This window comes from Streptomyces sp. NPDC006197 (assembly GCF_040613865.1).
Lineage (GTDB): Bacteria > Actinomycetota > Actinomycetes > Streptomycetales > Streptomycetaceae > Streptomyces.
The window spans coordinates 19780-32943 of the sequence record NZ_JBEXSZ010000041.1 but is presented as its reverse complement, the minus strand read 5'-3'; the positions used below and the strand labels follow the sequence as shown (position 1 = coordinate 32943).

Annotated in this window: 9 protein-coding genes and 2 pseudogenes; 7 read left to right on the top strand and 4 right to left on the bottom strand. The window is 67.1% G+C overall.

Going from position 1 to position 13164, the window contains the following annotated elements; translation table 11 throughout:
- Nucleotides 1-1135: 1135 nt before the first annotated feature.
- Together ABZ318_RS15590 and ABZ318_RS15585 are read left to right on the top strand one after the other, a co-directional pair.
- Nucleotides 1136-1552, top strand: a pseudogene (locus tag ABZ318_RS15590) (helix-turn-helix transcriptional regulator); the annotation flags it as partial.
- A 1038-nt stretch (nt 1553-2590) separates the two neighbouring features.
- Nucleotides 2591-3277, top strand: a pseudogene (locus ABZ318_RS15585) (IclR family transcriptional regulator C-terminal domain-containing protein); the annotation flags it as partial.
- Nucleotides 3278-4333: 1056 nt separating this feature from the next.
- On the opposite strand, the gene ABZ318_RS15580 reads toward ABZ318_RS15585, so the two are convergent.
- The 4 genes from ABZ318_RS15580 to ABZ318_RS15565 all read right to left on the bottom strand — a co-directional run bounded on the left by ABZ318_RS15580 (nt 4334) and on the right by ABZ318_RS15565 (nt 9054).
- Complete coding sequence (locus tag ABZ318_RS15580; RefSeq protein WP_356902990.1) at nt 4334-5224, bottom strand: hypothetical protein; 891 nt, start codon at nt 5222-5224, stop codon at nt 4334-4336.
- 365 nt (nt 5225-5589) lie between these two features.
- Nucleotides 5590-6318 carry a helix-turn-helix domain containing protein gene (locus ABZ318_RS15575; RefSeq protein ID WP_356902989.1) on the bottom strand — a complete coding sequence of 243 codons (729 nt, stop codon included), beginning with the start codon at nt 6316-6318 and terminating at the stop codon, nt 5590-5592.
- Complete coding sequence (locus ABZ318_RS15570) at nt 6318-8435, bottom strand: hypothetical protein (RefSeq protein ID WP_356902988.1); 2118 nt, start codon at nt 8433-8435, stop codon at nt 6318-6320. The genes ABZ318_RS15575 and ABZ318_RS15570 overlap by 1 nt, the downstream gene beginning before the upstream one ends.
- A gap of 22 nt (nt 8436-8457) precedes the next feature.
- Nucleotides 8458-9054, bottom strand: coding sequence for a helix-turn-helix domain-containing protein (locus tag ABZ318_RS15565; RefSeq protein WP_356902987.1), 597 nt, complete (start codon nt 9052-9054; stop codon nt 8458-8460).
- Nucleotides 9055-9900: 846 nt separating this feature from the next.
- Between ABZ318_RS15565 and ABZ318_RS15560 the strand changes: the two genes are divergently transcribed.
- From ABZ318_RS15560 to ABZ318_RS15540, 5 genes are all read left to right on the top strand, one after another.
- A complete protein-coding gene (locus tag ABZ318_RS15560; protein WP_356902986.1) occupies nt 9901-10140 on the top strand; it encodes a hypothetical protein in 240 nt (79 codons plus the stop codon).
- Nucleotides 10141-10490: 350 nt separating this feature from the next.
- Nucleotides 10491-10829 (top strand): hypothetical protein, encoded by a 339-nt coding sequence (locus ABZ318_RS15555; protein ID WP_356902985.1) that lies wholly within the window; start codon nt 10491-10493, stop codon nt 10827-10829.
- Nucleotides 10829-10993, top strand: a complete 165-nt coding sequence (locus ABZ318_RS15550; protein WP_356902984.1) for a hypothetical protein — start codon at nt 10829-10831, stop codon at nt 10991-10993. Before ABZ318_RS15555 ends, ABZ318_RS15550 begins: the two co-directional genes overlap by 1 nt.
- 213 nt (nt 10994-11206) lie before the next feature.
- The gene (locus ABZ318_RS15545) at nt 11207-11926 is read left to right on the top strand and encodes a hypothetical protein (protein WP_356902983.1); all 720 of its coding nucleotides are present in this window, start codon (nt 11207-11209) and stop codon (nt 11924-11926) included.
- Nucleotides 11927-12351: 425 nt separating this feature from the next.
- Nucleotides 12352-13161, top strand: coding sequence for a TnsA-like heteromeric transposase endonuclease subunit (locus ABZ318_RS15540; RefSeq protein ID WP_356902982.1), 810 nt, complete (start codon nt 12352-12354; stop codon nt 13159-13161).
- Nucleotides 13162-13164 lie beyond the last annotated feature (3 nt).

The window sequence follows — 13164 nt, the reverse complement described above, 5'->3', positions numbered from 1 at the left end:
GCGCCTCCCCTTCAGCCGCCGCTTGTGCGGACACCAAGAGACGGCCGGTCCAACGGGGTCCTGCTTGCGGAAGCTATTCAGCCCTGGCGAGCCGTGTCGTTGCTCGTGAGCTGCACTCTCCGAAGCAAGTGGCCTGACTGTCGTCCCTCTCCGGGATCGCACCCACCCCCTCGTTCGGAGGGGCCCGAACGAGCTCCGGAAGTTCATCCGAACGTGTGAACCCAGGTACGAGGCTTCTGCCGCCTGCCGTACGAAGGTCCCGGGTGAACGAAGCGTCTGCAGGCCAGAAGGGATACACCGAACGTGAAGCCGGACTGACGGGGCGCCCGATCCCCTCGTGACACGGCCGCCGCCCCTGGGAGACATGCCGGTTGCTTCACCTTGTGTACGCGCGCTCCGTTGTTCGCAACCGGGAAGCCTCCGTGCGAGGTGAGTGTGCGTCGGCTCACCACCTTGACCGTCGCTCCACAGAGGTGCACGTCAGGGGCCTGAGAGGGACTGGAGCCAGTCTCCTGCTGCTACGTCATGGAGGTTTTGCATAGCGGAGCTTGGGTTTACACGGCTTCAGAGCGGGGGGCCGTTGCGTCCGGGATGCCGGTAGCATTTTCGGCGTGGCCCCTCCCAGGACACCGGCACCCTCGACGGCGGGGGTACCGCCCCCGGGGAGGAGGTGACTGCGATGGAAACCGACCGCCCGGAAGAGGGCGGTTGGAGGAAGCGACTCCGGAAGATCGCCAAGGCGTTCTTCGGCTGGCTTGCGTTCCAGGTACTCAGGACTTTGTGGTCCAGGTTCTTCGATGGAACGTAATAGCTGAGCGGGGCCCCTGACATCAGGGGCCCCTGGAGCCCGCGGACTTCACCGCATCGGCCCTGCACTCTCGACCGGCCAGCAACCTAGAGAGAGTGCGGGGCTGCCACATGTGGGTCTGAGCTGCTTGCGGCCGTGACCGCGGCTCGTAGCACATGAGGCTCCGCTGTCACCAACTTCGCCTATTTAGGTTCCGGATGCCAGCCTACTGGACTCTAATTTTACATCGGCGCAGGTGGAAGCGGTTTGCATGGGATCTGGTTCACCGCGCCACAGGCTTTTGAGGGCCTCTAAAGTGGCTCAGCGGTCTGCGAGGGGAGACAGGTGATGGCGCGGGGGCTTACCGACTTCAATCCACGTGCACTGCAGGACCTGCGGTGGGGATACAGAGGTGCGGGTGGTCGGTCGGGCCTGACTGCGGCTGAGCTTGCTGCACTGGTTGGGGCTACAAAGGCGCAGATCGTCGCCTACGAGAACGGCAGAACCGTTCCGGATCCGCGCAGGGTGGCGGCTTTGGCCAAGGTGCTGGGAGTGGCGCCCGTCGCATTGATGCGAGCGGAGCGGCGAAAGACATGGACGGTGGCCGATCTGCGGCGGGCTTCCGCGCTTACGGCCGCAGCCGCAGCCGCGAGGCTGGGAGTCACGGTCAAGGGCTGGCGGCGGTTCGAACAGCAGGGGATTGTGCCTGCGCACAAGGGAGCGTTCCTGGACCGGGTGGCCCGTCTGTTCGGTGTGGATCTTGCAGAGTTGGACCGGGCGATGGACAGGATCCCGGCAGTCTCCGAGCGGCGGGAGCGAGTCGGGGAACTCGTGCGTGCCCTGGTCGAAAAGTACGTCAACGCGGACGAGGCCTGGGGGCCGCTGCCGGCGAAGGAGCCGTTCCTAGAGGAGATCGCGGGTCTCTACGGGCGCAGCCCAGCAAGGATTCGGGCGGTGCTGGGCTACGAACTGGGGCAGTTGCGCCAACGGGATGTGTTGATCCAGCGGGAGTTCGTGGTGGCTCGGTACGACATCAGCACAGGCCGCCAGCAACGGGCGGTCAAGTCGATCAGCCACCACGTCCGACGGTTCGACCGGGCTCTGGCTGTACTACCGGAGCGGCTGGAGGGGTTCTATCGGATGGAGCAGCCCTCGCAGGTCTGGCAGCTGCTCGTCGATCTCCATGACGTGCACGAAGGGATAGAAGGGCCGTGGACGCCGCTGGCTCTGCTCGCCGGTGACGTGGTCGAGCAGTCCCTCCCGGAGTCGCTCGTGCGTGCGCAACAGTTCCGGGACATCACCGCAGTGCGGCTCACCGCACGGGGACGGTCGCATGTCCGTGGCTACCAGCATCTGTATGCCGCCATGCACCCTGCTCTGCGGCGGCCTTTGCCGTCCCGGGACGGACATGCTGGTGCGGGGGGCGCACCGATGCCAGCCGAGCGGACCTTTGTGCTACCAGGGCTGTCTGAGCGGTTCGCGGTACCTCGGCCCGTGCTGCAGCAGCTGATGGAGGATGCCGGCCTGTACGGCTTGGGTAAAGTCCCTCTGTCAGCAACGACGATGCTGATTCTGGGGCCGGACTCGTCCAGGCCCCGTCCTCGTCCTGCCGAACCCGGTGAGTTGCTGGACTCCCCCTCGTCGACGGATGACCGTCCCGTGAACATGGCAGCCGGTAAGGAAGAGAGGCACAGCTGGAAGGTGTTCCAGCTGCGGTTCCCCGACGCCGCCGAGGCCGCCGAGGCCGCCTTCTCCGCGGGCACGAAAAACGGCGCCCTGGGCAGGGCACGTCTGGCGCACCACATCGTGAAGTTCCTGGCCCAGCATTCGGTTGGTGCGGAGAGCCGGCAGATCGCCCAAGCGGTCGGACTGCCGGCCTCTGTCGTCGTCCCGCTGCTGGCAATGCTGTGCGAGGAGGACTTTGCCGTTGCCCTGTCTGCTCGTGTCTATGGCCCTGGCCCTGCCCTGGAGCGCCTCTCCTCCCCCGGCGGCCTGGCCCTGCAGCTCCAGCACACCCTGAACCTGGCCCGTGACACCGTTGGTGCCGCGGTCTACCTTGCCCGATACGTCGACGGCGAAGTCGCTATCACACAATTCGCCGATGGGCCGCTTGCTCCCCGCGTCAATGAATGGGTCGACTTCCGGGTGGCCGCTCATGCCAGCGCTGTCGGCAAATCCCTGCTCACCCAGCTCCCATACAAGCTACGGGCCGACCACCTCGCCCGGCACGGCACCGCCCGACTGACCCGCCGCACCATCACCGATCACCAGCTTCTCCACCATGCCCTCGACGGAATCGGCCCCAATCAACCTGTCTACGACCTACGCGAGTACGCCCCCAAAATCGTCTGTGGCGCGGTCACGGCCAGCACCGGTGAAGAAGCCGGGAGCCTCGCCCTGTCGATGCCCGCCACCAGCGCACACCGGCTCAAAGCGGCTACAGAAACTCTCAACCGGAAAGCCGTCCCCGTCCTGCTCGCCCTGCTCATCTCGGGCTCGCTTCCTCCCTCCGACGCCGAGACCGACATCGCTGAGGAACCCGAGGATTCGGAACCCAGCAGCAGTCCCCTCACCACAGACGGCTTGCACCGGCTGCATACGGTATTCCGCACACCCCTGACCGACACGTGCGCCATCACGCGTGTCGCATACAGCGACCGCCCTGGCCCCCACCTCGCCGCGGACAGCACTGGCAGCTCGCTCTACGTCTTCGAGGCCGACACCGCAGCCCTTTCCGAAGTACGCCAGCTCACTCTCCCCCACACCTACACCACCCACCCCGCTGTCACCTCCACAGGTTTCGCCGGCACCGCTGTCCGCACCTGGAAAGGCCACACCACCCCCGACCGTCTTCTCGTCTGGGCTAGTCGGCCCGCCGCTTAGAACTCCTCACAGAATCCGCTGGTCATGTGGCTGTCGGCTTTGGAGGCTCGTTGGTCCGTCCGCGGCAAAGAGGAACTCCCGGCCGTGGATCGTCTTGGACGAACTGTGGCTGCTCGTCGAGTCGTTACTGCCTATGCCGGCACCGAAGCTGGTGCGGGGCAGGCGCGATGTCCGGCCAACAGGCCCTGTGCGAGATCCTGTTCGCCTTCCGCACAGGGATCCAGCGGGATCACCCGTTTCAGGAGCTCGGCTTCGGCCCGGGCCTGGCGTGCTGGCGCCACCTGCCTCGTGGGACGGGCCAGCGTGTGGGACCGTCTCCACGCCGCCCTGCTGATGAAGCTACAGTCAGCCGAGCGGCTGGACTGGTCGAGGGCGGCGAAGCGACTCCAGCCACGTCCGGGCCGCACGGCGCGGGGCCCAAAAGCGGTCCCAGCCCGGTCGACCGAGCACGTCCGCGCAGCAGGCACCGCGCGTCCTTGTCGTCGTGCAGAACATCCCGCTCGCGGTGCCCCTGACCGCCGGGAACCGCAACGACGTCACTCGGCTGCAGGCAAGGCATACCGGGGGCTGGTCCGCCGGCTTCGTCACTGAGGACGGCCTTGGAGCCGGCGGCTGATGTCTCCTGGCTGGATGAGCGATCACCGCATCTGTTCCTCTTCGGCTTCACATGCCGCCAGCGGGTGTCTTGATCCACCCCGCGCCTTTACCGAATGTCCAGTCGTCGGTTCCACCTGCACGCATTCCGTACACAACGAGCTTCTTTCCTGTTGAATCCTCAAAGATCGTCTTCTTCTCCGGATCCCCAGAGTTCACGTTGAAGTCGAGGTCAATCTTCCACTCGCAGTCCTTTGAGGTCATGAGGTAGGGAGTGACCGACAGGAGGCCGGGAGTCTGGGTCTTGCTCAGGGATACCGCTTTGCGGAACGGGACACTCTCTGGTGCTTCATACTCCGGCGTACCTGGTGAACGTTCCCACGTCATGGCCGGCGCGACCGTCATATCCGGCTTGAGATCGAAATGCACCTCCTCCCACGGCTCTGTCCCTCCGGATGCTACGGAGATCCGTGTCTTCACCTTCGGTGTCCAGCATTTCGTGGCCTGGGCGCTCAGGCCCGTGACGAGCACCGTTTGCTCACGCTCACTCGTGAGCTGGAGGTCGTAGGAGGCGGCATATCCGCGAACGCGTCGCCCCTCCAAACGCTGCACGAGCTTCCAGACCGCCGCCTTGTCTCCTTCACCGTCGATTGCCCGCAGTTCGGCTTCTTCGGCCGGTGTCAGTTTCCTGTCGATCTCCCACGACTCCCAAGGTTCGCTGGGCGGGAGCTGTGGGTTCATGCGCCATGCGAAGGGGTCCTTCTTCGACTCGATCGTGTCCGCCGCCTTGTCTTCCGCCTCCGCTCTCTTGGGTGCGGTGATGAGCTCGAATTCGTATGCAAGGTACGTGCTTGTGAACCCGACGACGACAAGGGCAACGGTCGTGACGGCAATCCTCTTGAGTCCCCATTTTCTGCCCCTGCCAGGCTCTGTCGACTCCGGTACGGCGTAGCCGATCAAGTCGTCGACGAAGCTTGGCCCGGAGGGCGCCGGAGGGGCCTGAGAGCTGCTGGGGCTTGGCTGCGCTGGCCTTGGTTGGGTGTTTCCGGTGCCCGCTCCGGCGGGTTCAGGCCTGTTCTGGCCTGCTGTTTGACTGTTCTCCGGCGTTCCTGACACGGCGCACTCTCCCGACCTTCGACTCGTGGGTGATGCGCGGCAAGGTATCGCCGAAAGGAAGCAGGTCCGACTCTCCCGGGGCGCGGGGCGGTGATATTCAGCCACCAGTGAGCGCGCTGAGCGCTTGGACGCTCCCGTGCCCAGCCCCTCTCTTCTGCGCGGGCTTACAGGCCTGCCCACGCGCGCCACCCGTGATCGGCCGGCAGGTTCTAGCGGCTGCTGAGCCGTGGCTGCCAGGTGCGGACCTCGAGGTGGATGATCTGGGCGTCGGGGTGGATGCGTCCTGTTTCTTGCAGCCACTGGTGCACGGCGGCGGTGACGTCTCCGTGTGCGGCATCCACGCGGGCTGCGAAGTCGACGGCGTCGAATCCGCCCGTCTGAGCGGAACCGTAGGAGCGTTCTTCGGTGTGGTCGGCGCGTTGGATGACGTCACGGCGTACGCCGGGTGAGTCGGTGCGGCTGCCGGAAGGGTGCAGGAAGGAGGTCTTGGCCAAGCGGACGGTGAAAGCCAGGCGGAGCCCTCTGCGGGCAGCTTCGGCGATCAGGGGACGCAGCCGCGAGGATCCGGAGGCGATGGCCTGAGCGCCGACGCGGCCGGTGCCGGATCCGGTAGGGGTGATGAGTACAGCCTTGGTACGTACCCGGGCGCGGGTTCCGGAAGTGGTGGTGCGGCGCTGGGTGTGCCGCACTGCGATGGCGGCCAGTTCGGGCAGGTCGGTAATGCCCGCTGCCTCGACAGCGGCCAGAACTTCACGGAGGGCGGGGACGAAGGCGGCGCCTTTGTTCTTTGTGTAGAACTGCGAGACCAGGGAGGGGTCGCGGTCGATGATGCGGGCAATGTCGCGCTTGGTGAATCCGGCTTGTTGCAGCTGATCGGACAGGCGTGCTGCCTCGTTCAGTGTCTCTGGAGTCGCCTGGTGCTTGCGGCGCGCGGGCATTAGGGCTCCTGGCCGGGGTGGAGGGCGGCGCGGCCGGTGTCGCGCAGGGTGAGAAGTTCCTCCTCGGTAGTGGGTGCGGTGACCGGGCTGGTGAGGTGGCCGCGCAGGAGGTAGTCGCCGGGTTGCTGGTGGTAGGGCCAGTTCTGGGGCTGGGTGAGGTAGAGGGCGTCGGTGCGGAAGGCGATGACGCTGCCCGGCGGGGTGTGGAGGGCGCCCGCGTAGACGTTGTCGTCACGGTGGCGCTGTGTGAGCAGGGCGGCGCGGGCTCCGGACCAGATGGCGGCGGCCCATTCGGGGTGGGCGTTGGGGTCGCGGGAGAAGCCGGTGGGGCGCTGCCAGGTGATCGTCTGCTCGTCGAAGGCGATGATCTCCGCGTCGGGGGGCACGTCGCGTTCCATGGCGCGGGGGGTGGTGCCGGTGACCATGCGGGGGCGTTGGGCGAAGGATCCGATGCCGTAGAGCAGGATGGAGCGCACGGCGCGGGAGGCGAGGTGGGCCGCTCGGGCCTGCTGGGCGTTGCCGTGGATGCGGGCCTGGGCGATGAGGCTGCTCCAGGTGTCCTTGAGTTTCTTGGCCCATTCGTCGAGGGGTTTGCCATCGTCCCACAGGATGCCGTCGAGGATCTCGACCTTCCACGGCACGATGGGGTTGGTCAGGGCGGTGTGGATCTCGGGGCCGCCGGCCCAGGTAGTGAAGGTGGTGCCGGGCTGCGCGGGGTAGTGCCATGCGCGCTCGCCCGGTGCCGGTGCGGGCAGCAGGCCGACGTGGTTCCAGGTGTCGGGGACGGTCACGCGTACCTGCCAGTGTCCGCACCCGTACAGGGCGCGGATCTGGTCCTTTTCGGTCCAGGAGGCGAAGGTCTGGGCGGTGATGCGGCGGGGGGTGCCGACCGGGGATTTCCAGGTGTGTTTGGCGTAGGCGAAGGTGCGGTCGTATTCAACGAGCTGGGGCAGCTGCTCAGGCACCGCGGGTGGGGTGATGAGTTCGTTGCGGCCTTGTCCGGCGGTGGCGTGCAGCAGGCCGCGGAGGTCTTCGGACAGGACGGGGAAGCCATCGGCGTGCAGTCCGCGGCTGGGGATGGTGCGGGTCCACAGGTCGCGGCCGGTCTGGGAGGGGGAGCCCATGATGACGGCGTCCGGCCAGTGGTGGCGCAGGGCCTGCCACAGCAGGACGAACGCGTCGCGGATGGTGGCGGGGTCGTCCCCGGCAGTGTCGAACCACTCCCCCACCGAGCGGATTTCGACATGCTGGCTGCCGTCATCGCGCTGGTAGCGGCCGACAGGGTTGCGAGCGTGGACAAAGTGGCCGGCCATCCGGTCACGGCCGCGGCCGGTGTCGGTACGCCAGCCGGGAGCGGGGGCGCTCAGCCAGGCGGCTACGGCGTCGCGGAGGTAGGGATAGCGGTCTGCTTCGCGGTGCCAGGGGTCACCGGCGGTGATGTAGATCCGTTCCACGCCCTCGGGGATGGTGCGGAAGACAGCGGTGAGAATGTCTGCGGCGGTGGCGGCGCCGAGGTCGAGGCGGTAGGTCTGGTTGCGGTGGACGAGGACGCCGGTGTGGGTGTCGAGGAAGACGGTGGAGCGGGCTTGCTGGGTGAAGTTGGGGCGAGTTGAGACCAGGTCTCGGGCATGGGTGAACCACGTGTCGCCAGTGCCGCCGGTGGGGATGGAGGGAAGCTGCCGCTGTTTCGGCTTGAGGTCTGCCGCCGCGGCGGTGGAGCCGGTCACGGGGGTAGGCGCGGGGACAGAGCGGGGGGCCGGAGCCGAAATGGCTGTGGTTCCTTCGGGTTCGGCTGGCGCAGAGAGCGGCGTGGGGGTTGCGGCAGCCCGGCCGGAGGCGTCGCTGGTGCCGCTGGGTGCGGTCTGGGCGGGAGCTGTTTTCGAGGTTGCGGAGAGAGTGTCGGGGGCCAGTTCCGGGGCGAGGGCAACAATGTCCGCCACGCTCAGCCCTGCGGCCGGGGCGATCCTTTCAGCCTTGGCCTTGCTGTAAGAGGCGAGCTTCGTGATGCGGTGGTGGCGGTCGGCTTCCAGCTTCTCCAGGGCGGCCCGCGTCTTCTTGATCTCATCTCGCACGGCGCGCAGTTCGGTGAGCGCGGCGTTGTAGCTCTGTGCGTCCATCACGGTTCCTTCTGCGGGCGGATCAGTCAGCGGAGTGGGTGGTGATGTAGGCGATGGCTCCGCCGGATTGGGAGGCGAGGCGGGTGCCTAGAAGCAGTTGGGCAAGCTCACGGTCGTCGTCGCGGGGGGAGGTGTAATGGATCTGCGGTGCGACGAGGTCGGTGACGTGGCCGGCAAGGCGGGCGTCAGGGAAGGCGTGACGTCCTTCGCCGTTGTTCACCCAAGTCTCCAGGCCGGTCAGAACGGCGACGACGTAGCCGGAAAGGGTTACCGGCAGCAGCCCCCCAGCCGCCACGCTGGCTGCGTCGCAACGCCACCAGCCTCGCAGTGACTTGAGCAGGTCATCAGGTTCGAGGGCGGCCCCATAGCCGATCCAGGCGCGGTCGGGGGCGTCGATCCGCCGGGCGCTGTCTACACGCAGGACGGCCAGCTCTTTGACGCTGAGCCGGTCGACGGGTGCAGGCGCCCGTGCGCTGAGTGCCTGTACGGCGTGGAGGGGGACCATGACGCGTACGCCGCGGTGGGACAGGCCGGGTAGGAGTCCGGCGTGTATGAGGCGCCGGAAGGTGGTGATGGCGCAGCCGAGTTCCGCGGCGGCCTGGCCGGTCGTGAGCAGCATGCTGCCCTCCCGCTACCGTGTCATGCGAAATTAGATATCTGTTTCCGCACTCACTGTAGCGTCGGAGGCGGGCGGGGTTCCACCACCTTGCCGGGCCCCTCCTGCCCCCCTCCCGTCGGAGCCGGTCGTACAGCGCCGGGTTTTCCAGGATGTTGGGGAGGGCCGCTCGGAAGGCGTCTTCGGTGATCGTTGGAAGGGATGCGGCACGACGATTCATGGCAGGGCGGCGGTCTGGACGCGGTGCCCGGTGACGACGGTGGCGGCGGCAGGGGAACTGCGACTTGGCGATGACTGTGGCGTGACGATTCAAGCCCTACTATGTCGAAGCTTTTACCGCAGCTCAGAAGGCATCTCAGCGTGCCAGCTCGCGGTGCGAGCGTGACGAATCAGCAGGGTTTGGCACGACAGGCGGGCGCCGACGGGACGCGGGTACATGCGGTGCTGGACGGGCCGGCGATGCGAGCAGAACAAGGTGCGGCGTAACGAATTGCGGCGCTTCGCCATGTCGCCGGCTATGCGCGAAGTCCGTCGGGAACGGTGGTACCCCAGCGGGCAAAGAGGTCTGAAGATGAGAGTGAGACTGTGATGGCCCGCCGTGTTCGTTCGATTCCCCCGGATCAGAGCGTCAGGCTGCAGCGATTCACCTGCCCCCAGTGCGAGCTGTCGTGGAACCGTCCTGTCCGGGGCGGGCGGCTGCCCGTGTACTGCTCACAGTCCTGCCGGCAGGCTGCCTGGCGTGAGCGCGGTGGGGCGACGAAGAGCAATCAGCAGCGCAGGCAAGCACGCGCCCGATTGCGCCGTCAGAAGCGTGTGTCCCACTACCGGCAAGAGTTTGCCCAGATCAGCGTGACCGATCCGCTGGGGCTGCCCCGCGCCAAACAGTTGCTGGCGGAGCTCTCGGAGAAGCCCCACACGATCACGCCGGCGTGGAGCGAGATGTACCGGGCCGCGGTGAAGCTCTGGCACCCCGACCTGGGCGGGGATCAGCAGGTGTTCAAGTTGCTGGAGAGGGCCTACCAGGTGGTCCAGGCCGGCGAGCGCGTCTCCAACGTCCCAGGAGGTCCCCACGGGTGGGGGTGCGGCTGAGGAGCCTGGTGGGGTGCGGAGCGATGCGTGCTCGCAGCCGGCAACTGTAAGCGCCGCCGAGGACCCGATCCGGTCTCATCGTCCGGCGGTGTTCGAGTGCCCTTGGGTGCGCTCTGCGGTCGCGCAAGGTGCGCGGTCAACATGAGTACATACACGGCGAGTCATCCGTTCGTGTCGGGATGCGGAATGCCCAGAAGCACTGCGGATCTTGCGCTGTGGGCCTGTGGGGAAGGGCCGGTTGCGTATGCAGGAGGTTGACCGGCGACCGTACACGCGGCGAGGGCAGCGACGCGGTCGCTATGGTCGCATCGAAGCAGCCGGCACAGCCATCACCGTGAGAGGAGGAAGCCATGAACGTGGAGACGGTCGCCGAGTGGACGCGGATGCTGGAGCAGCTCGCCGCCGAGGACCAGGCCGTCGCCGTTGAGGCGGCAGACCGCCGGCAGAGGCTCGAGCGCGAACTCGCGCAAGCGCGGGAGCACGAGGAACTGGTGGTGTGCATTGCTCGTCACTCGCGTGACGCTCTGGACAAGACGAGCAAGTGGCTTGAGCGGCTCATGGCCGCGGCCGACTCTGCGCGTGAGTGCCTGAACGGTGCTGGTGCCGCCCCAGCGGGTGGCGAAATGGGAAGCGTTTTGCCGTCGGCGCCGGAGCTCGTTCCGCTGGTCGTCGACGGACAGGAGAAGTGATGCTGCGCCAGATCATCCAACATGCGCAGGTGAGGTGCAGCGATCTCGAAACCGGCCTCGGTGTTCAGCAGGAATCGCCGGGGCGGCCGGGGCGAACATGTTTGGCGAGCCTGCCGCCGAGTCGTACCGATGTCTTCCAGGAGCCGACCGTCATGAAGACCTGAGCTGATCGTATACGCCTGAGCATGCGCAGACACCGCCGGTGTGTGAGAGCCCGGCGGCGTCTGTTGACGCGCATGGTTGGGCCTCGCGCGTGCCGTCACTATAGCCAGACTCGGCGCCCAGGCACGCGTTTCATCACCCGTCCGAGTTGCAGATTGGGCCTCGCGAAAATGTCTCTTGCCGTCGTCTCTTCCCGTTCCGCGAGCCACGTCCGCGTGGCTGCGCTGAACAATGAAGACTCTTCCATGGCCATTCCGACCAGGTCCGGCGCATCCGCCCTGCCTCCGCCCCGGGCGGCGCAGCCGAAGCAGTGGGATTGCTTCCTCGCCTTGGCGGCGGTCAGCGGGAGTGAGGAGCGACGCATCAGTTCCAGGGAGATCTCCCGTGCCACCAAACTCAGTGTGGAGACCCTCGGGGGGATCTTGGCCTACCTGCAGTCTGTCGGTCTGGTGGCGGGCTCGCGTGGCACGTACGCGGTGACTCGCGAGGGGTGGGCTGTCGCCGAGGCCTGGCGGCAGGACAGCGCCCAGGGCCGGCTGTTGCTGCAGGGTCTGTTCCTTGCCCGGTGGCCTGCGCGTATGGCGTACGACATCTTGTGCGACGGGCCTGTCACGCAAGATGAGTTCGTGGAGCGAATCGGAGGGGAGGGTTTTGGGCACACCAGGCGCGTGCGGTATCTCGTTGACTGGCTCGTGATGGCGCTCCTGGTTCACCGTGACGCGGCTTTGACCGTGTCGGCCTCCTCTGCTCTGCTCGCCTCCGTGCACCAGTGGCAGTCGGTCTCGGCGCTGCCTTCCCAGCCGACCGCGCATGAGCCGCGCAAGGGTGTGCTGATGGGGATGACCCACAGCGAGCTGCGCGCGCTGCCCCCCGGCCATTACATGGCCGTGCTGAAAAACGTCGTCTCCCTGAGCGAGATTGACGCCGTCGGCTAGCCAGGCGTTTCGTCCCGCCCCTTCACGCCGCGCCGCGCCGCCGGGATCCTGTGCCGGAATTCGAACGCGGGTACCCCGGCCGGACATCATCGGCTCCGTCGGTGTGGCGGGGCGCCTGCTGCCTGCCCTGCAAACCTGACCGCGGCCTGCCCCCGCTGGTGTCCGCGTGATCCGCTGCGGCCGTCGTTCCGGCCCGGTGCACAGCACCTGATGCTTTCGGCGCGCTCGTCTTTCCTGCTGCCGCTGATCCGTCGGCGGTCGCCGGTGACCAGCCGGCCGCCGGCCCTTTTCTCCTTCCACCTCATCGCGTCTCCACCGCACTCGTCTGTGACGTCTGCGGTCAGTTCGAGCAGGCGGCTCTCCACGCCTCTGGTGTGTTCCGTTCGCCTGCCGCCCGTTCAGTCCCCCTCCACTAAGGACGCTCCATGCGCATGCCGAATACCGTGAGACACCGCGAGGATCCTCGCTGTGGGCTGGACGTTGTGCCGGGCCCTGTGCGCCGTCATGTCGATCCTGGCCTTGTCCAGGCGCGCTTCATCAATGATGCCGGCGAGGCGGTGCAGATGCCGTGGCTGCAGGCCGCCGGCGAACAGCCGCTGGAGGACTGCGCGCCGGTGCGGGCGTTTCCGGCTCTCAAAGGCCGCCGGATCGCGCCTGGTTGGGTGTGGATGGCGACGAGCCGATGCATGGTGCACTACGGCTTCGGGGCGATGCGTACCCAGGAGATGCTGCTGGATTTCGACCCCCAGGTCGTCGCGGTGGCCTGCAGCCCGGTGGAGCTGCTGTGGCGGGGCAGGCGCGGGGAGGTTGTCTCCCACACCCCTCATTTGATGGCCCGGCTTGCGGATGGCAGCGGTTTGCTGATGGATTGCGCGGGGCGGCGGGGAGCCGGGCGGCAGCTTGTGCGGCGTGCTGCGCACGTCGAGGCTGCTGCGGTGGCGGCCGGCTGGCATTACCGGCTGTCGGGGCCGCCGTTGCCGGCGGTCGAAGCCAATGTGCGCTGGCTTGCCGGATACCGGCATCCCCGATGCGGAGGCAGGCTGCTGGGCGAGGTGTCGGAGTGTTTCCGCAGGCCGACCCCGCTGGTGGAGGGAGTGCATGCGCTGGGCGACCCGATCGTGGTGTGGCCTGTGGTGTTTCATGCGCTGTGGAGGCAGATCCTGAGCGCGCAGTTGGAGGTCCCACTGCACGAGCGGACCGTGGCTGTGACTTCTGAAAACGGGGCAGGGCGGTGAGCC